Origin of the sequence: Modicisalibacter sp. 'Wilcox', assembly GCF_010993675.1 — a bacterium.
Taxonomy (GTDB): domain Bacteria; phylum Pseudomonadota; class Gammaproteobacteria; order Pseudomonadales; family Halomonadaceae; genus Modicisalibacter; species Modicisalibacter tunisiensis.
The window spans coordinates 1-18,628 of the sequence record NZ_WNXF01000006.1; the positions used below are offsets into that span (position 1 = coordinate 1).

19 protein-coding genes are annotated in these 18,628 nt (G+C 67.3%); 7 read left to right on the forward strand and 12 right to left on the reverse strand.

Annotated features, from left to right (window positions below):
• The 5 genes from G7A98_RS16600 to G7A98_RS07085 form a co-directional block, all read right to left on the reverse strand.
• Nucleotides 1-499 (reverse strand): hypothetical protein (locus G7A98_RS16600; protein WP_205596235.1); only part of this gene is annotated, 499 nt, incomplete at its 3' end.
• A gap of 96 nt (nucleotides 500-595) precedes the next feature.
• On the reverse strand, nucleotides 596-931 hold the full coding sequence (locus G7A98_RS07070; protein WP_163648894.1) for a hypothetical protein: 336 nt from the start codon (nucleotides 929-931) through the stop codon (nucleotides 596-598).
• A gap of 417 nt (nucleotides 932-1,348) precedes the next feature.
• A complete protein-coding gene (locus tag G7A98_RS07075; protein WP_163648895.1) occupies nucleotides 1,349-2,836 on the reverse strand; it encodes a CoA-acylating methylmalonate-semialdehyde dehydrogenase in 1,488 nt (495 codons plus the stop codon).
• A gap of 269 nt (nucleotides 2,837-3,105) precedes the next feature.
• On the reverse strand, nucleotides 3,106-4,389 hold the full coding sequence (locus G7A98_RS07080; RefSeq protein WP_163648897.1) for a Xaa-Pro peptidase family protein: 1,284 nt from the start codon (nucleotides 4,387-4,389) through the stop codon (nucleotides 3,106-3,108).
• 58 nt (nucleotides 4,390-4,447) lie between these two features.
• The gene (locus tag G7A98_RS07085; RefSeq protein ID WP_163648899.1) at nucleotides 4,448-5,338 is read right to left on the reverse strand and encodes a hypothetical protein; all 891 of its coding nucleotides are present in this window, start codon (nucleotides 5,336-5,338) and stop codon (nucleotides 4,448-4,450) included.
• A gap of 119 nt (nucleotides 5,339-5,457) precedes the next feature.
• Here G7A98_RS07085 and G7A98_RS07090 point away from each other — a divergent pair, with 119 nt between their 5' ends.
• Nucleotides 5,458-6,375, forward strand: coding sequence for a LysR substrate-binding domain-containing protein (locus G7A98_RS07090; RefSeq protein ID WP_240464696.1), 918 nt, complete (start codon nucleotides 5,458-5,460; stop codon nucleotides 6,373-6,375).
• Between the two features lie 16 nt (nucleotides 6,376-6,391).
• Here G7A98_RS07090 and idi read toward each other — a convergent pair whose 3' ends face one another.
• Complete coding sequence (gene idi / locus G7A98_RS07095) at nucleotides 6,392-6,928, reverse strand: isopentenyl-diphosphate Delta-isomerase (RefSeq protein WP_205596236.1); 537 nt, start codon at nucleotides 6,926-6,928, stop codon at nucleotides 6,392-6,394.
• 106 nt (nucleotides 6,929-7,034) lie between these two features.
• On the opposite strand from idi, the gene G7A98_RS07100 reads away from it, so the two are divergent.
• Nucleotides 7,035-7,466 (forward strand): DUF488 family protein, encoded by a 432-nt coding sequence (locus G7A98_RS07100; RefSeq protein ID WP_163648903.1) that lies wholly within the window; start codon nucleotides 7,035-7,037, stop codon nucleotides 7,464-7,466.
• Nucleotides 7,467-7,540: 74 nt separating this feature from the next.
• Here the strand turns inward: G7A98_RS07100 and fadA are convergent, their stop codons facing one another.
• Together fadA and fadB are read right to left on the reverse strand one after the other, a co-directional pair.
• Nucleotides 7,541-8,722 carry an acetyl-CoA C-acyltransferase FadA gene (gene fadA, locus G7A98_RS07105; RefSeq protein ID WP_205596240.1) on the reverse strand — a complete coding sequence of 394 codons (1,182 nt, stop codon included), beginning with the start codon at nucleotides 8,720-8,722 and terminating at the stop codon, nucleotides 7,541-7,543.
• Between the two features lie 24 nt (nucleotides 8,723-8,746).
• On the reverse strand, nucleotides 8,747-10,921 hold the full coding sequence (fadB, locus tag G7A98_RS07110) for a fatty acid oxidation complex subunit alpha FadB (RefSeq protein ID WP_163648907.1): 2,175 nt from the start codon (nucleotides 10,919-10,921) through the stop codon (nucleotides 8,747-8,749).
• Between the two features lie 199 nt (nucleotides 10,922-11,120).
• On the opposite strand from fadB, the gene G7A98_RS07115 reads away from it, so the two are divergent.
• Together G7A98_RS07115 and slyA are read left to right on the forward strand one after the other, a co-directional pair.
• The gene (locus G7A98_RS07115; protein ID WP_163648909.1) at nucleotides 11,121-12,248 is read left to right on the forward strand and encodes a DUF5924 family protein; all 1,128 of its coding nucleotides are present in this window, start codon (nucleotides 11,121-11,123) and stop codon (nucleotides 12,246-12,248) included.
• Between the two features lie 83 nt (nucleotides 12,249-12,331).
• Complete coding sequence (gene slyA, locus G7A98_RS07120) at nucleotides 12,332-12,784, forward strand: transcriptional regulator SlyA (RefSeq protein WP_163648916.1); 453 nt, start codon at nucleotides 12,332-12,334, stop codon at nucleotides 12,782-12,784.
• Nucleotides 12,785-12,817: 33 nt separating this feature from the next.
• Here the strand turns inward: slyA and G7A98_RS07125 are convergent, their stop codons facing one another.
• Nucleotides 12,818-13,339 (reverse strand): preprotein translocase subunit YajC, encoded by a 522-nt coding sequence (locus G7A98_RS07125; protein WP_163648918.1) that lies wholly within the window; start codon nucleotides 13,337-13,339, stop codon nucleotides 12,818-12,820.
• A 94-nt stretch (nucleotides 13,340-13,433) separates the two neighbouring features.
• On the opposite strand from G7A98_RS07125, the gene G7A98_RS07130 reads away from it, so the two are divergent.
• Nucleotides 13,434-13,892: a universal stress protein gene (locus G7A98_RS07130; RefSeq protein ID WP_163648920.1), complete on the forward strand. Its 459-nt coding sequence runs from the start codon at nucleotides 13,434-13,436 to the stop codon at nucleotides 13,890-13,892.
• A gap of 34 nt (nucleotides 13,893-13,926) precedes the next feature.
• On the opposite strand, the gene G7A98_RS07135 is transcribed toward G7A98_RS07130, so the two are convergent.
• Nucleotides 13,927-15,861 (reverse strand): ATP-binding cassette domain-containing protein, encoded by a 1,935-nt coding sequence (locus G7A98_RS07135; protein WP_163648922.1) that lies wholly within the window; start codon nucleotides 15,859-15,861, stop codon nucleotides 13,927-13,929.
• 116 nt (nucleotides 15,862-15,977) lie between these two features.
• Between G7A98_RS07135 and G7A98_RS07140 the strand changes: the two genes are divergently transcribed.
• The gene (locus G7A98_RS07140) at nucleotides 15,978-16,841 is read left to right on the forward strand and encodes a TatD family hydrolase (RefSeq protein WP_163648923.1); all 864 of its coding nucleotides are present in this window, start codon (nucleotides 15,978-15,980) and stop codon (nucleotides 16,839-16,841) included.
• The gene (locus G7A98_RS07145; protein WP_163648925.1) at nucleotides 16,838-17,320 is read left to right on the forward strand and encodes a hypothetical protein; all 483 of its coding nucleotides are present in this window, start codon (nucleotides 16,838-16,840) and stop codon (nucleotides 17,318-17,320) included. The genes G7A98_RS07140 and G7A98_RS07145 overlap by 4 nt, the downstream gene beginning before the upstream one ends.
• Nucleotides 17,321-17,332: 12 nt before the next feature.
• Here G7A98_RS07145 and G7A98_RS07150 read toward each other — a convergent pair whose 3' ends face one another.
• A complete protein-coding gene (locus G7A98_RS07150) occupies nucleotides 17,333-17,869 on the reverse strand; it encodes an HPP family protein (RefSeq protein WP_163648933.1) in 537 nt (178 codons plus the stop codon).
• A gap of 113 nt (nucleotides 17,870-17,982) precedes the next feature.
• The gene (locus G7A98_RS07155) at nucleotides 17,983-18,555 is read right to left on the reverse strand and encodes an elongation factor P hydroxylase (RefSeq protein WP_163648935.1); all 573 of its coding nucleotides are present in this window, start codon (nucleotides 18,553-18,555) and stop codon (nucleotides 17,983-17,985) included.
• Nucleotides 18,556-18,628: the final 73 nt, after the last annotated feature.

Below are 18,628 nucleotides of genomic sequence, written 5' to 3' on the forward strand. Positions count from 1 at the left end.
CGCTGAGGTGCTCAAGAAATCCGTCGCCGGTCCGAGCACCCTTCAATAGCGTTGCACTTGGAACTTGAGACCGCCGATTCCGCAGTTCCAAATAATGGAATTTCCACGTGAATTGGTGGAGTTGCGGATATCTAGCCAAAGCCAGTCCTGCTGTCCCAGGATCAGCAAACGTATGCTCGCGGGCACGAGCCCTGAGCGATGAAGCTAAACCAGAATAAACATGCTGTAGATTCCAGTAGACGGGCCTCTGCGCTTCGTACCTTGCTGCTCTTTTCGATATGTCGTAATTCTTCACAGGAACTTCGACACCGTCTTTTAAGCGATTATAGGTTTCTTGCCAGAGCGAACACTTGACGAGCACTTCCAGTGGCGCATCGGTAGACAACGAATACCACCCTGGCTCTGTCGGGATATCTGCTTCCACCATCCACTGAGAGCTGGTGAAGTCGACCAAAACTTGCTTGTATGGTCCATCTAGATAATTCAGCAATCGTTCCATATCAAATCTAACGCCAGCAATAAACGGCGCCCTGACAAGGGCGCCCGGTGGAGGCCCATCGGGCCAGAACGAATTTAATCGCCTTGTTAAAGTAGTTCACGGTTTGCCCTGAATTTTAGACCACACTGCTGGCCCAAAAACGAACGCCAATGCAATGGTTACCATTGCGTGTACGATATGGCTCTGCGCGACAATTCCCAGCGCAATTAGAATGACAGCAAGGAACTGACTAACCATGAGCAAGATGACCAACCCACCAAGAGTTGGAAATAGATTTGGGTAGGTTTTATGGAGCCACATTCCTAGGCCGCCAATACCGAACAGAATCACCACCCCGAATAGTACGCTTGGATCACCGCCAACTCCGCCCCGCGCGTATGCATTACCGCTGAAGCCAACGACAAGAAGACCCAAAATGTTCGCCAAGTACATACTCAACGCCCCTGAGACTTTAACAGGTATTAGATAGCACGCTCGCTTTACCAATTGAATGAGCAGGCGCGTTCAACAATCTTATCTAGCCAACCTTCTTGCTCATAAGTTTTTGATTTTAAGAAACACTAAGAAAAGTTCGGCGCGTTATGCAGAATTCGCGTGCCTGCTGCTTTTGTCGGCTCAGTCACCTTGAACCAACACGATCCCCTGCCCCACTACCGCTTCCCCACGCTACCGCCAGGCGAAGCACTGAGCACTCCACCGTCTGTGTCATCAGGTTGTATCGGCAATCTCTAAACAGACTTAACCTATCGCGAATCAGCGCCGAGTGACATGGCGTTACACGAAAGACGTACACACAAGAACGCCCGCGCCGTCTGGCGGCGCGGGCGTGGGCTCAGCCGGTGGTGGGGCTTACGAGGGGAAGTTGAACTGGGCGCTTTCCTGGGCGCTGCGCCTGGGCCAGCGCTGGGAGATGGCCTTGCGCCGGGTGTAGAAGCGCACGGCGTCGGGGCCGTAGGCGTGCAGGTCGCCGAACAGCGAGTCCTTCCAGCCGCCGAAGCTGTGGAAGGCGACCGGCACCGGCAGCGGCACGTTGATGCCGACCATGCCGACTTCGATGGCGTCGGCGAAGCGGCGCCCGGCCTCGCCGTCGCGGGTGAACACGCAGGTGCCGTTGCCGTACTGGTGGGCGTTGATCAGGGCGATAGCCTCGTCGAAGCTCTCGACACGCACCACGCACAGCACCGGGCCGAAGATCTCGTCGCGGTAGATGCTCATGTCCGTCGTGACACGGTCGAACAGCGTGGCGCCGAGGAAGTATCCCGGCGAGCCGTCCACCAGCGGATGCTCGCGGCCGTCGACCACCAGCTCGGCACCAGCGGCGGCGCCCTGCTCGATGTAGCCGGCGACCTTGTCGCGCTGGCCGGCGTTGATCAGCGCGCCCATGTCGAGGCCCTTCTCGGTGCCCGCGCCGATCTTGAGTTCGCGGGCCTGAGGCGCCAGACGCTCGATCAGGGCGTCGGCGGTGGCATCACCCACGCACACGGCCACGGAGATCGCCATGCAGCGCTCGCCGGCACTGCCGAACGCCGCACCGATCAGCGTGTTGGCGGCGTTGTCGAGGTCGGCGTCGGGCAGGACCACGGCATGGTTCTTGGCGCCGCCGAGGGCCTGCACGCGCTTGCCCTGCCGGGTGCCGCCCTCGTAGATCTTGCGCGCCACGGGGGTGGAGCCGACGAACGACAGCGCCCGCACCTCGGGCGCCTCGATCAGCGCCTCGACGGCCTCGCGGTCACCGTGGACGACGCTGAACAGCCCGCGGGGCAGCCCGGCCTCGTCGAGCAGCTCGGCCATCTTCACGGCGGCCGAGGGCGCCTGTTCGGAGGGCTTCAGGATGAAGGCGTTGCCGCAGGCCAGCGCCATCGGGTACATCCACAGCGGCACCATGGCCGGGAAGTTGAACGGCGTGATGCCGGCGACGACACCCAGCGGCTGATGGTTGGACCAGGTGTCGATGGCCGGCCCGGCGTTGTGGGAGTACTCACCCTTGAGGAGTTCCGGCACGCCACAGGCGTACTCGACGTTCTCGATGCCGCGCTTGAGTTCGCCCATGGCGTCCTCGAGCACCTTGCCGTGCTCCTCGCTGATCAGCGCGCAGATCTCGTCGGCGTCGCGTTCGAGCAGGGTCTTGAAGCGATACATCACCTGAGCGCGCTTGGCCGGCGGCATGTCGCGCCAGGCGGGCTGGGCCTCGCGGGCGGCGTCGATGGCGCGCTGCACGGTGGCGGTGTCGGCCATCGACAGGCGGCGTACCGGCTCGGCGGTGGCCGGGTTGATCACGTCGATGGTGCGCTGGCCCGCCAGGCGCTCGCCGGCGATCCAGTGGTATACGTCTGTCATAGCGTCTCTTTTCTCGCGAATATGGTCGTCAGTCAGGGGTAGGGGCCTGGAACACCTTTCATAACCGGAGAACGGGATGGGCTTTCCCGGGGGCAAGCCTTCGCGAGGGCGCTGTAAACCCTTCCATGGGCGCTACCTTTGCTATCTGACCGCCATGGATGGCGGAAATGCCGGAATGGAAAGGAACACTTTCCGGCCATGGCAAAGGACCCTCGCTTCGCCTTGCCCCCGGCGCCCATCGTTCATTCCGAGCGTTTGGAAAGAATCTCTTAAAGCTCTCTTCCAAGCAGGGCTTCATCGAACGGATAGCGCGAGAGCTTTTCGATGCCGGTCTCGGTGACCAGCACTTCCTCCTCGAGCTTGACCCCGTCGGCGGCGCCGACCTCGCCGATGTAGCTCTCCACCGAGACCACCATGCCCGGCTCGAGGATGCCGTCCTTGGAGAAGCGGTCGAAGTCCATGTGGTGGGCGACCAGCGGCGTCTCGCCGTGCATGCCCACGCCATGGATGATCGACGGGTAGCGACGGTCGAGGAAGCGCTCGGGAATCTTCCAGGCGCGCTCGGCGATCTCGCGATAGCTCATGCCCGGCTTGAGGATCGCCATGTTGTGGTGGACCTGATCAAAGGCCATCCGGTAGAGGCTCTGCTGGTAGCCGGTGGGCCGGCCGGGGCCGACGTGGAAGGTCCGCGAGAAGTCGGAATAGTAGCCGTGGCAGCCTATGGTGTCGGTATCCAGCGCCACCAGCTCCCCGGCACGGATCACCCGGCTGCTGGCCTCGTTGAACCAGGGGTTGGTGCGCGGACCCGAAGACAACAGGCGCGTCTCGATGAACTCGCCGCCCTGCTCGATCACGTTGCCGTAGAGAATGGCGAACAGCTGGTTCTCGGTGACGCCCGGCTTGATCGCCGCTTCCACCTCGGCCACGGCGGCTTCGCTGCCGGCCATCGACTGGGCCAGGCAGGCGACCTCCTCGGGGGTCTTGATGCGCCGGCAGTGCAGGGTGTCCTGCATGCAGTCGAACACCTCGAGCCCCTGCGCCTCCAGCGAGCGCGCCAAGTTCAGCGCGCAGCGGTCCAGGCCGACCTTCTTGTTGCCCTTGCCGTGTGCCTCGATCAGCTCGGCGATCTCGACGCCGAAGGGGTCGGCGGAGAGGTTGTCGCGCTGGTTGACCGCCGACCACACCACCTTGGAGGTGCGCGACTCGTCGATGGTCTCGAGCCAGGTCGAGACGTGGGCGCTGCCGGGATATTCGAAGAGGATCACCGGCCCTTCCAGCGGCACGTAGATGTAGCGCGTGGAGTTGCGCAGGAAGTAGCCGAACATGTTGCGCGAGCCGGTGGCGTAGCGCTGGTTGTAGGGGTCGAACAGCACCACGGCGGCGTAGCCCTGCTCGGCCATCATGGCGCGCAGGCGCTGGAGGCGACCGGCCCGCAGCTGCTTGGGATCGAAGGCGGTGGGGATGCTGTCGCCGTTGGCCATCGGCGCGGAGGGAATGACCGGAATCTGATCCGGTTCACTGTCGGTCAGACGATCGGATTCGATGGAATTCATGAAAGAGTCCTTGCTGGGCCCGGCGTCCCGTGACGCCGGGCCATGACGTGACGGAGATTCAGTCGGCGAGGCTGTCGCTGCGCCGGGTGCGGCCTTCACCGAGCATGCGCTCGTGAACCGGTGCCATGCGGCCGAAGATGCGCCGGGCGCGTTCCGGCTGACCGATGAAGCCCGGCTCCTTGGCATAGGCGAAGATCACCGTGTGCCGCTCGCGCTGGCCCTCCACCGGGGTCACCCGGTGCAGCGAATAGCGGCCGAAGAAGATCTGCAGGTCGCCCGGTTTCAGGTCCAGCGACTTCAGGCGGCTGCGGTCACCGTCGAGTACTTCCTGCACACCCTCGAAGTTCTCGCCCTCGGGGCTGCGGATGCCGGGCGCGTACTCGAAGCGTCCGCCGCCTTCCGACTGACGGGTCATCATGGTGACGATGAACTCGTTGGTGTCGTAGTGCCACGGGTGCTGGCAGCCCTCGCGCAGCACGTTGACCACCAGGTCGGCGAGCGGGTCGGCGTACTGGTGGATCTCGTCGACGCCCACCACGGTGGCGATGAAGCGCTGGAAATCCGGGTGACGGTAGATCTGACGGATGATCGTCGAGTCATCGATGCGATCGCCGGCGACGAAGCCGTTGGTGCGATCGTCGAAGCGGTTGCGCGGATGCGAATCCGGCAGGCTCGGGTCGCCCGACGAGTTGTAGGGATTGGTCTCGTTCTGGTTGTAGTGCGCCTCGGGGGACAGGCGCTCCGTCTCGCGCTCGAGACGCGCCAGCGCCTCTTCCGGCACGAACCGCTCGAGGACGACGCAGCCATCCTCGGCAAGCTGCCGGCGGCAGGCATCGATCAGCGCCTGGCCGGCGTCGCCCGAGAGCTGGGTGATGGGGTAACGCTGAAGATCGACGATGCCCTGCAGGGCCGACGTGGTGTCCCCGGCTTCGGCGGCGTTGGCGTGCATGCGGTAAGCTCCTCTGGCCTTCGATAACGCCTGGACAGCCTAGAGCCGCCGACTCCATAATAAAAATGAATGATTAAGATAAGATTGATTTGGGAGCCTTATAGACCATGGATACCGACTTGCTGCGATCCTTCGTGACCGTGGCGGAATGCGAGGGGTTCAGTGCGGCGGGAAAGATCCTCTGCCGCACCCAGTCGGCGGTGAGTCTGCAGATCAAGCGCCTGGAAGACCGGATGGGCGAGAGCCTGTTCGAGCGGACCAGCCGCAGCGTGCTGCTGACCCCGGCCGGCGGGCGATTGCTGCCCTATGCGCGCCAGATGCTCAAGCTGGAGGACGAAGCCAAGCGCATGATGGGCGCCGACCGGCAGGGCGAGACGATCCGTCTGGGGATTTCCGAGGAGCAGGCCGGCGCCTACCTGCCCGAGCTGCTGCCGACCTTCGCCCGGGAGCACCCCGAGGTACGCCTCGAGCTCGTCTGCGACATCAGCGCCAGCCTGATCGAGCGCTTTCAGGAAGGGCTGCTCGACGTGGTGCTCGCGGTGCGCCACGGCCCCACGCATACCGGGGAGCTGCTGGGCCGGGAGCCGATGGTCTGGGCGGTGGCCGACTCCGTCGATCTGGCGGAGTGGACGCACCTGCCGCTGGCCCTCAATCCGGAAGGCTGCATCTTCCGGGCCCATGCCTTCGCCGCCCTGGGGCGGGCATCGCGCAGCTGGGACGTGCGCTACACCAGCCCCTCGCCCACCGGCGTCAACGTGGCGGTGCAGTCCGGGCTGGCGCTGACCGTGAAGACGCCGCGCAGCGTGCCGGCCGGCTGCCGTATCGTCGACGCCGGCGAGGGCCTGCCCGAGCTCGGCCATGTGGAGATAGAAATTCACCGCAGCCCCGGGCAGATGGGCGAAGCCTTCGACGCCTTCTGCACCGCGCTGAGCCGCACGGTCACCGAGACCGAGAGCGTGGAAAGCGCCGAGATCCTCGGCGAGTCGAGTGCGGCCTGTGCCGCCCTGCCCGGCACGGCAAGTACCGCACGCCGGTGATCGGCCGGCGATCCCGTCAGCCATCGCCCGCCAGCCGGGGAATCCCGGTCTCCGCGGCCCGTTCCAGATAGATCCGCAGCCAGGGGGTGAACGCCCGCGGATTCGCGGCCACCTCCTGCCTGAGGGCCGCCACATCGACCCAGCGGCATTCGGCGACCTCCGCGGGGTCCGGGGCGAGCGTCGCCGCCGGGTCCCAGTCCGCCGCAAAGACCTGCACATGCTCGTGCTCGATCAGCCCGCCGCTCACCTCGGCCCGGTAGTCGAGGCGGCCGGCAGGCGCCAGCACCAGCACCAGCCCCAGCTCCTCCTCGAGCCGGCGCGCGGCACAGGCCTCGACGGTTTCGCCCCAGTCGGGATGCGAGCAGCAGGCGTTGGCCCACTGCCCGGGCGAGTGATACTTGCCCGCGGCACGCCGCTGCAGCAGCGTCTCGCGCCCGCGAAAGACGAACACCGAGATCGCCAGGTGGCGGGTGCCCCGGCGGTGCGCCTCGAGCTTGCCGATGGGGCGAACGCACCCCAGGTCATCGAGGGCGGTAATGCGACGGTCGCTCACGAACTCTCTCCCGTTGGAACCCGGCGAGTATACCCGATGGCCCCGCCCCGTATCGCTGGATGACACGAATCGCGAACGCTAGGCTGAGACTGACAGGAGAATCACCATGCGCCACGACATCCGCTGCAAGCGTATCTACGCCGAGGCTGCTGACGACGACGGTGCCCGGGTACTGGTCGACCGCCTGTGGCCCCGCGGCAAGCGCCGCGACACCCTGGCGCTGACGCAGTGGTACCGGGATGCCTCGCCCTCCCCGGTGCTGCGTCGCCAGAAGCATCGCGGCGAGATCGACGACGACACCTTTGCCGGTCGCTATCGCGACGAGATCGACCGCGACCCGGACTGCCTGCTGCCGTTGATGCGCCTGGCCCGCCAGGGCCGCCTGACACTGCTGAGTGCGGCACGGGATCTGGAACACTCCCACGTGCCGGTGCTGCGCCAGGCGGTGCTGGATGCTCTGGACGCCGAGGATCGCGACTGCGAGGACCTGCCGGCGTCCGCGCCCTGCTACGCTACCTACAACGAACAGCGCGACTGACGCCGCCTCACCCAAAAGGCGACGGCGCCGAACTCGGCGCCGTCGTCATTACTGTCGCGGATAATATCGGACGCTTAGCCGATGCGCTCAAACACCGTGGCCACGCCCTGGCCCATGCCGATGCACATGGTCGCCAGGCCCAGCGAGGTGTCCTGCTGGCGCATCACGTTGAGCAGGGTGGTGCAGATGCGCGCCCCGGAGCAGCCCAGCGGATGGCCGAGGGCGATGGCCCCGCCGTGCAGGTTGACGGCGTCGTCGAGGCGGTCGATCAGCTTGAGATCCTTGAGCACCGGCAACGACTGGGCCGCGAAGGCCTCGTTGAGCTCGACGGTCTGGATGTCGTCGATCGTCAGGCCCGCCGCCTTGAGCGCCTTGTGGGTGGCCGGCACGGGGCCGTAGCCCATGATCGAGGCATCGCAGCCCGCCACGCCGGTGGAGCGCACGCGCGCCAGCGGCTCGACGCCCAGCGCCTGCGCCCGCTCGTAGCTCATCACCGCCAGCGCCGAGGCGCCCACGGAGAGCGCCGAGGAGGTACCGGCGGTCACCGTGCCGTTGCGCGGGTCGAACGCCGGCTTGAGCCTGGCCATGTCGTCCAGGTTGGCGTCTTCGCGCACCACTTCGTCGCGCTGCACCCGGCAGCGCCGCCCCCGGGCATCGTGCCCCTCGACGCCGATGATCTCGTTGTCGAAGTAGCCCTTCTCGTTGGCGAGCAGCGCCCGCTGGTGGGAGCGCACCCCGAAGCGATCCTGCTCCTCGCGGGTGATGCCGTGCATCTTGCCCAGCAGCTCGGCGGTCAGGCCCATCATCATCGCCGCCTTGGCGACATGCCGGCTGGCCCCGGGATTGATGTCGACGCCGTGCATCATCGACACGTGCTCCATGTGCTCGACGCCGCCGATGATGTAGAAATCGCCCATGCCCGCCCGGATGTTGGCGGCGGCGATATGCAGGGCGCTCATCGAGGAGCCGCATAGCCGGTTGATGGTCTGGCCCGGCACGGTGCGCGGCATGTCGGTAAGAATCGCCGCGTTGCGGGCGATGTTGTAGCCCTGCTCCAGGGTCTGGTTGACGCAGCCCCAGATCACGTCGTCCACGCTGGCCGGATCGAGCCGGTCGTTGCGGTCGAACAGGGCCTGCATCACCTCGGCGGACAGGGTCTCGGCGCGGACGTGACGGAAGGCCCCGTGCTTGGCCTTGGCCATGGCGGTACGAACGGCATCGACCACCACGATATCGCGAGGGTTCAAGGACATGATGACAACTCTCCTGAAAGTGGTGGTTCAGCGGGCGGCGGAGTCGCCGGTGGCCGGATAGAAACGTTCGCCATTGGCGGCCATCTCGCGCAGCCGCTCGGTGGGGCGATACAGCGCGCCGTGCTCCTCGGCGAGACGATCGGCCAGCACCACGAAGGCCTCCAGGCCCATGACGTCGATGTAGCGCAGCGCCCCGCCACGGAACGGCGGGAAACCGATGCCGTAGATCAGCGCCGTGTCGGCCTCGGCGGGCGTGCCGACGATGTCGTCCTCCAGACAGCGCACCGTCTCCAGGCACAGCGGCACCATCAGGTGCGCGATGATGGCCTCGTCATCCAGCTCGCGGGTGTCCTGAACGCTCTCGGCGACCAGGGCGCGCGCCTCCTCGTCGCGGACCTTGCGCGGCTTGCCCTTGCGGTCCTCCTCGTAGCGATAGAAGCCGCGCGAGTTCTTCTGGCCGAGGCGGCCGTCGTCGACCAGCCGTGCGACCACGGAGCCGTCCTGCTGGGCCATGCGATCGGGGAAGCCCTCGGCGAGCACCTCGGCCGCGTGCCGCGCGGTGTCGAGCCCTACTACATCGAGCAGGTACGCCGGCCCCATCGGCCAGCCGAAGCCCTCCATCACCTTGTCGACGTGCTCGTAGTCGGCGCCCTGCGCCAGCAGCCGCTCGAAGCCGCCGAAATAGGGGAACAGCACCCGGTTGACCAGAAAGCCCGGGCAATCATTGACCACGATCGGCGTCTTGCCCATGCGCCGGGCATAGGCCACCGTGGCGGCTACCGCCTCGTCGCCGGTGTGCTCGCCGCGGATCACCTCGACCAGCGGCATGCGATGCACCGGGTTGAAGAAGTGCATGCCGCAGAACTTCTCGGGGCGCTTCAGGGCCTTCGCCAGGCGCGAGATGGAGATGGTGGAGGTGTTGCTGGCCAGGATCGTGCCCTCGCCGACCGCCGCCTCGACCTCGCCGAGCACCGCCGTCTTCACGTCGGGGTTCTCGACCACCGCCTCGACCACCAGGTCCACCGTGCCGAAATCGCCGTAGGACAGCGTCGGGCGGATGCCGGTGAGGCGTTCCGCCATGGTCGCCGTATCCAGCTTGCCACGCTCGACCTGCTTGACGAACAGCTTGCGGGCTTCCTTGAGCCCCAGCTGAATCGCCTCCTCGCGGATGTCCTTCATCAGGATCGGCACGCCCTTCGACGCGCTCTGGTAGGCGATGCCGCCCCCCATGATCCCCGCGCCCAGCACCGCGGTGTGGTTCAGCTCGGGGGCCTGCTTCTCGTAGGCACCGGCCTTCTTCTTGACCTGCTGGTCGTTGAGGAACAGCCCCACCAGGTTGTAGCAGACATCGGTCAACGCCAGTTTCGCGAAGGCCTTCGCCTCGATGGCCTGGGCGCGCTCCCGGGACTCGCCGGCGCCCTTCTGGACCACCTTGACGGCCTCGACCGGCGCCGGATAGTGCCGCCCGGCCTTGCCGGCCACATAGCCCTTGGCCGTCTCGAAGGCCATCATCTGTTCGACGCCGTTGAGCCCCAGCGGGCCGGTCTTCATCGCCCGGCGCGCCTGGTGGTCGAGTTCGCCCCGCTTGGCGCGCTGCAGGATGTCGCGGGCGGCCTCCAGCAATTCCTCGGCGGGCAGCACGGCGTCCACCGCGCCGATGCGCAGTGCCTCGGCGGCCTTGTTCTGGGTACCGCCGGCGATCCACTCGATGGCATTGTCGGCACCCACCAGACGCGGCAGCCGCACGCATCCACCCCAGCCCGGCAGGATGCCCAGCCGGGTCTCGGGCAGGCCGACCTCGGCGCGCTCCGCCATGACCCGGAAGTCGGTGGTCAGGGTGATCTCGAAGCCGCCGCCCAGCGCCAGGCCGTTGATCGCCGAGACGGTGGGAAACGGCAAGTCCTCCAGACGGTTGAACAGCGCATGCACGGTCTGGTTCATCTCGACCAGATAGTCCTCGCCCTTGGCGAACAGGCCGTGAAACTCGGTGATGTCGGCACCGACGATGAAGGCGGACTTGGCGCTGGCCAGGATCAGGCCGGTCAGGTCCGTCGCCGCCTCGATGGCACCGACGGCGTCCTGCAGCTCGCCGATCACCCGGCTGGAAAGGGTGTTGACCGACTCGCCCTCCCGATCGAATGTCAGGGTGGCGATGCCGTCGCCATCCGTCGTCACCGATAACGCACTGCCTTGATAGAGCATGGACCGATCTCCGCGGTTGGAAGGAAAGGCATTCATACAAGCGTTTGAATACGTCCTAGCTTGGCGTACGCGCCGTGGCCGCGTCAAGCCTCGCCCGCCACACCGGCCCGAGCGTCGCCATCGAGCGACTCCCGGTGAGCGGGCACACCTGCTAGGATGCGCGCCTCATGCATCATGACTCGAATACACTGGCCCCGTCATGACCCCAGCCGCACCTTCACGTCTACTGCGCCTGCACCAGTTCACCGAACAGGCGGTGCGTCACCTGCGCCCCTATGCCTGGCTCTGGCCACCCATCGCCTTTCTGATCGGCGCGCTGAGTTTCTTTCTGGTCGATCGGCAGCAGTCCCTGGGAGCCTTCCTGGCGCTGGGACTGCTGCTGGCCTGGGTGCTGCTGCTGTCGGAAAGCCTCATCGGCCGGCTGCTGGCACGCCGAGGCTACCCGACCCTGCCCCGCGGCGTGACCACCTTCATCGCGCAGATGATTCATCAGGAGACATTGTTCTTCACCCTGCCCTTCCTGCTGGCCACCACGGTGTGGCGCAGTGGTCAGGCCCTGTTCACCCTCGCCATGGTCGGCTGCGGGGTGCTGTCGATCCTCGACCCGCTCTACTTTCGTCTCGCCGAGCGCCACCGCTGGCTGTATTTCGCCTTTCACGCCCTGTGTGTCTTTCTAGTGATCCTGGTGACGCTGCCCATCATGCTGCACCTGACCACCGGGGAAACGCTGCTGCTCGCCGTGCTGGCCACCATGGTGTTCAGCCTGCCGAGTCTGGTGCACCTGCTGCAGCCGCGCGGCCTGCTGCGCTGGCTGGCGATGCTGGGGCTGGCCATGCTGCTGGGCGCCGGCGCCTGGGCCGGACGTGCCTGGATCCCGCCGGCGACCCTGTGGATCACCGGCAGCGCCCTGTCTCCCGGTTTCGATGCCGGGCAGCGCCGCCCCGTGGAGTCCATGGCGCTGACCGAAGCCAACCTGCAGCAACGCGGGCTTTACGCCTACACCGCCATTCGCGCCCCGCGCGGGCTCCGCGAGAAGGTCTACCATGTCTGGCGTCATGAGGGAGAGATCATCGACCGCATTCCGCTGATCATTCACGGCGGCCGTGACGGGGGGTATCGCGCCTGGACCCACAAGCAGCACTTTCCCGAGGCGTCCGCCGGCCACTGGCGGATCGACGTGATGACCGCCACCGGGCAGCGCCTGGGGGTCATTCGCTTCTCGGTCGCCGAGGAGGCGCGCCGGGCCGACCGGGCCGACGGCCGTATCCGCTCCCCGGCAGGCGTGCCGGGGCTCGACCTGCGCCAGCTGATTCCCGGCGCGGACTGACACTGAATCGCTCCGGGGGGTTGCATTACCCGGCAGTACCCGGAAAATCAAGCATGAAATTAGCCTGCGAAACGACAACTCCAATGCCTGAAACTATCGGATTCAAGCTCACACGCCTGCCGCGCCTCTGGCGCGCCATTCTCGACGAACGGCTGGCGCCGCTGGATTTGACCCAGACGCGCTGGGTGACGCTCTACCATCTCTGGCAGATGGGTGACGGCCAGCCGCAGTGCGACCTGGCCCGCGCCATCGGCGTCGAGGCGCCCTCGCTGGTGCGCACGCTCGACCAGCTGGCCGAACAGGGGCTGGTCGAGCGCCGCCCGTCTCCCGAGGACCGCCGCACCAAGCAAGTCTTTCTCACGCAGCAGGCCACGCCGCTGCTGGAGCAGATCGACACCATCGTCACCCAGGCGCGTACCGAGATGCTGGCCGGCATCGCCCAGCAGGACCTGGAAGTCCTCGACGAACTGCTGACTCGCGTCGAAAGCAATGCCCTGCGCCTGCAGACCCGCAAGCCGGGCAGCGACGACTGCTGACACCCGCGCGGCCCGCCTCCCGGGGCCGCCGCTCTAGCACGGCGCGCCGGGCGGCCCCCGGCGCGCCTCATTGCCGGCCAGGGCATCACGCAGCGTGCCCAGCCGTGCATCGAGTGCCTCGAACGCCGTCGCCGTCTGCGATTCCCGCCACCACAGCCACAGGAAGTCGCGGGTCGACTCCAGCACCAGGGCATCCCCGGGCAGCTGCACCAGCACCGCCTCCAGCGCCACACGTTGCTCCTGCGTGAGCGGCCGCAGTGGCTCGATCCGCCAGCGCCAGCCCTCGGCGCACGGCTTGAGCGCCTCGCTGGCGTGGGAGTCCCGCACGGCGACACAGCGCGGCCCGGGAGTCGTCTGCGGATAGCGCCAGCGATAGGCGACCAGCCCCCCTTCCGGCTGGTGCAGCGGCGGCTTGCCGAAATGCACCGACACGCCCGCCTCGCGCGCCGCTTCGCGCAGCCCCACGAGGCGCCGCTCGCGCGGCGAGGGACGCAGCCACACCACCGGCGACAGCATCGCCAGCAGCGCCAGTCCCAGGACCAGCCAGAAGGTCATCGAAATCTCCTAAAACGTTGATATGGGTCGTTGTGAAGCACAAAACGACGCCGTAGAGTGAAGTCGACCATTCGTCGACAAGGGAGGGCTTCCCATGAGCAATGAATACCATCACGTCCTGGTGGCGGTGGACCTCACCAAGGATTCCCACAGGGTTCTCGAGCGCGCCATTCCCATCGCGCGCCGCAACAACGCCAAGCTGTCGGTGATTCACACCCTGGAGCCGCTGGGCTTCGCCTACGGCGGCGACATCCCCATGGACCTGACCAGCATCCAGGATCAGCTCGACGAGCACGCCAAGAGCCGCCTGGCCGAGGTCGCCGACCCCCATGACGTCCCCCGCGAGGATCAGCATGTGGTGGTGGGCATGCCGGACACCGAAATCCATCGCTTCTCCAAGGAGAACGAGGTCGACCTGATCGTGGTCGGCTCCCACGGCCGTCACGGCTTCGCGCTGCTGCTGGGCTCCACTTCCACCGGCGTTCTGCACGGCGCCGAGTGCGATGTGCTGGCCGTGCGCGTCGGCAAGGAAGGCGAGGATACCGAAGAGTGATCCTCGGGCCCCGGCGGCAGCCGCCGGGGCCGCCTCAGGATTCGCCGTCGGCCATCGCCTCGAGTTCCATCCAGCGTTCCATCGCCGCATCGAGTTCCGCCTGCTTGGCGGTCATCGCCTCCAGCGTCGCGGTCACCGCGGTCGCCTCCTGCTGATAGAACCCCGGGTCCCCCACCTTGGCTTCGAAGTCGGCAATGTCCGCTTCTAGCGCCTCGATGGTGGCCGGCAGCGCATCCAGCTCCCGTTGCAGCTTGTAGGACAGCTTGGCCGGGCGCCTTGCGGGGCGAGCGGGCGTCTCGGGTGCAGCGGCTTCGGTGGAAGGTACCGCCGCACTGGCGGGCCCGGCCGTACGTCGGGCGGTGTCGAAGACCCAGGGTGCCGGCGGCAACTTGCCGCCCTGGCGGATCCAGTCACTGTAGCCGCCGACATAGGCCCTGACCCGGCCGTCGCCCTCGAAAGCCAGCACGTCGGTGACCACGTTGTCCATGAATTCCCGGTCGTGGGAGACCAGCAGCAGCGTGCCCGGGAAGTCGAGCAGCAGCTCCTCGAGCAGCTCCAGCGTCTCGACGTCGAGATCGTTGGTCGGCTCGTCGAGCACCAGCACGTTGGCCGGCTGGGTGAACAGCTTGGCCAGCAGCAGCCGGTTGGACTCGCCGCCCGACAGCGCCTTGACCGGCTGGCGAGCGCGCTCGGGGGTGAACAGGAAGTCCTGCAGGTAGCTGATGACGTGGCGATCCTTGCCGCCGATCGTCACCCGATCGCGCCCCTGGGCGACGTTGTCGTAGACGCTCTTCTCGAGTTCGAGGCCGGCGCGCAGCTGGTCGAAGTACGCCACCTGCAGGTTGGTGCCCAGGCGTACCTGCCCCTCGGTGGGCTCGAGCTCGCCGAGCAGGATCTTGAGCAGCGTCGTCTTGCCGGCGCCGTTGCGCCCGATCAGCCCCACCCGGTCGCCGCGCTGGATCTCCAGGTTCAGGTCACGGATGATCCAGTCGTCGCCATAGCGCTGGCTGACGCCGGTCAGCTCGACGACCCGCTTGCCGCTGCGCTCGCCGGTGTCGACGCGAATCGTCGCCCGTCCCTGACGCTCGCGCCGCTCGGCGCGCTCCTGGCGCATCGCCTGAAGCGCGCGCACGCGCCCCTCGTTGCGGGTCCGGCGGGCCTTGATCCCCTGGCGGATCCAGGCTTCCTCCTGGGCCAGCTTCTTGTCGAATTCGGCGTTCTCGCGCGCCTCGACCTCCAGCTCGTGGGTCTTCTGCGCCTGATAGCGCGCATAGTCGCCCGGGTAGCGCCCCAGCCGCCCGCGATCGAGCTCGAGGATGGCGGTGGCCAGGCGCGACAGGAAGGCCCGGTCGTGGGTGATGAACAGCACGGCGCCCGGGAAGGCAGCCAGCTGTTCCTCGAGCCAGGTGATGGTGTCCAGGTCGAGGTGGTTGGTGGGCTCGTCGAGCAGCAGCAGGTCGGGTTCGGCGACCAGCGCCCGGGCCAGCGCCACGCGCCGACGCCAGCCGCCCGAGAGCTCGGACATGGGCGCGTCCTCGGGCAGGCCCAGGCGCGTCAGCACGGTGTCGATGCGCTGATGGAACGACCAGCCGTCGATCGACTCGAGCTCGGTCTGCAGCTGCGCCAGGCGTGCCATGTCCGGCTCGGCCGACTGCACCAGATGATGGTACTCGGCCAGCAACGCCCCGGCCCGGGGCAGCCCCTGGGCCACCACATCGAAGATCGTCTCGCCGCTGGCCGCGGGCAGGTCCTGGGCCAGCACGCCGACGCGCAGCCCGGGAGCTCGCCAGACCTGGCCGTCATCGGGAAGAATCTCGCCGCTGATCAGCTTGAGCAGGGTCGACTTGCCGGTGCCGTTGCGGCCGACCAGCGCCAGACGCTCGCCCTTTTCCAGGACCAGGTCGGCGCCGTCGAGCAGCACATGCGGCCCGTAGGCCAGATGCAACTGTTCCAGACGTAGCAGTGTCACGCACTACCTCACTTCGGGGGATGTCAGAAACGCCCAGTGTAACGCACCCGGCCCCCGCTGTGGCGGGACCGGCCATCGCGTTACAATGCGCGCCACAGTGACTCAAGGAGCGGCGCATGCCCGACACGCCCGATACCCGCGACGATTCTCCCCTGCCGGAAGCGCTGCGCTTTCAGGCCCCGGCCCCGCTGGTGGACATCGGCGCCAACCTCACCCACGACAGCTTCGGCCGCGACCGCGAGGCGGTGATCGAGCGCGCCCGGGCGGCCGGCGTCGAGACGCTGATCGTCACCGGCACCGACCTGCGCCACGCCCGCCAGGCGATCGAGCTCGCCGAGCATCACGCCGGGCTGTATGCCACCGCCGGCATTCACCCCCATGAAGCCAGCCAGTGGAACACCGAGCTGGCCGCGGGCTTCGCCGAGCTGCATCGGCATCCGGCGGTGGTCGCCGTGGGCGAATGCGGCCTCGACTTCAACCGCAACTTCTCGACCCCCGCCGAGCAGGAGCGCGCCTTCGAGGCCCAGCTCACCCTGGCCGCCGAGAACGGACTGCCGCTGTTTCTTCACGAACGCGATGCCGGGCGACGCATGCTCGAGATGCTCACCAGCTGGCGCGACGACATCCGCGATGCGGTGGTGCACTGCTTCACCGGCGAGCGCGAGGTGCTGCACGGCTACCTGGATCTCGACCTGCATGTGGGGCTGACCGGCTGGCTGTGCGACGAGCGGCGCGGCCATCACCTGCGCGAGCTGCTCGCCGACATCCCGCTGAACCGGCTGATGGTCGAGACCGACTGCCCCTACCTGCTGCCGCGCAACCTGCCGGCCAGGCCCCGGGCGCGCCGCCACGAACCGGCGCTGCTGCCGTGGATCGTCGCGGAGATCGCCCACTGGCGCGGCGACGCGGCAGCGACGGTCGCCCGCGAGACCACCGCCACCGCCCGCCGTTTCTTTCAGCTCGAGGAGAACGCCCGATGAGCGACTTTCCCGGCTTCATCGCCGTCGAGACCGGCGAGGAAGACGCCCTGCCGCTGGCCATCGCCTGGGCGCTGCCCGACGGCCAGATCAAGCATACCCTGATCCAGCCCGACGACGACTGGCTCGGCGAGGAGCTGGCCGCGCTCGGCGACTACAGCCTGGACGAGCTGCGCACCTTCGGGGTCAGCCCGCTCGACGTGCTCAAGGAGCTCGAGGGCGACCACTTCAGCGCCACGCTCTACACCACCGGCATCAGCGACGACGAGGCGGCGCTGTCACGGATTTTCGACACCTTCGGCGTCGACCCCTTCGTGGAGCTGGCGCCGGTGACGAGTCTCTACCCCGACCTGCAGCCGGGCGAATGGGAGCGGGCGCGCAATGACCTGTTCGGCGAACTCGGCCTCGAGCCGCTGCGCGCCGACCACGAGGTGCAGGTCATGCTCTATCTGCACCAGCGCCTGATCGACAGCGTCTCGTGAGCGGCGGCCGGGTTACCACCAGTGGAGCGGGTAGCGGCGGTGCCGCGCCAGGTTGTTGACCAGCACGGCGACACTCAGCATCAGCAGGCAGCCCACCCCGACCGGCACGAAGGCGTACTGCCAGGTCAGAGCATGCAACTGGCCCGAGCCGATCACCGCGATCAGCGCCGTGGCCCCGCCGGGCGGATGGAGGGTATGGGTGAGCTGCATGACCAGGATCGCGGTGGACACCGCCACCGCGCCGGCCAGCCAGGTGTCGCCCAGCCATTGCCAGCAGGCGACACCGATCAGCGCCGAGAGAACATTACCGCCCAGCACGTTGCGCGGCTGGGCCAGCGGGCTCTCGGGGGCGGCATAGAGCAATACCGAGGTAGCGCCGAACGAGCCGATCATCAGCAGCGGCTGTGCCGAAATCGAGTGCTCGCTGATCGCGCCCACCCCCGCCATGCCCAGGAAGGCGCCCAGCCAGGACCACAGCGCGTCGCGCCACGGCGGACGCGGCCTGACGGCCGGCGCGCCGCGCATCTTTCCCAGGTAGTATCGAACCATGCGGCTTTCGCTCCCTCGACGTGACAAAGCGCGCTATCTTGCCAAGCCGGGAGCATTCCCGGGAAATATCATTCGGTCATGGTGTTAGACCAACGTCTGACCGAGTCTCCCGGTCATGCCGGCACCCCCTCGAGCACCTCGCGACCGGCGGCGATGGCCGTCGCCAGATCGGCGCCCTGCCCGTAGCGAGCCTCCAGCGCCGCCCGGAAGCTCGCCGCGCGCCGCGCCAGCCCCTGCGCCTCGTAGCGTGCCGCCCGCGCCTCGACCCGCGCCCGAAAGGCGTCGCGGTCCACGGCCACGTCCCCGAGGTTGTCGACGCTGACGTGAAAGCGGCGTCGGCAGGCCCGGGTGAACAGCAGCTCGAGCGCCTGGGGCGCCACCTCCACGGCCTCGAAGTCGGCCTGCTGCTGGGCGTCGCGGCCGTCGGGCAGGTACCAGTAGCCGTAGTCCTCCAGGCGCCGGCGGCGCTCGCCGGCGATGCACCAGTGGCTGATCTCGTGCAGGGCACTGGCGAAGAAGCCCCGCGCGAAGATCACCCGATGCCAGGCACACTCGGCATCGGCGGGCAGGTAGAGGGGCTCGTCGCCGCCGCGGACCAGCCGGGTCCGGAAGGTCTCGGCGAACAGGCCGTCGAACACGGCGATGAGGTCCGCGACGGCGTGGGGGTGCAGGGGTTGGTCGCTCATGGCGGCGCATTATACGGCGCCCGGCGCGGCGCGAAAATGCGCGCCGCGCGGGCAGACATCCCGGCGCCGCTTG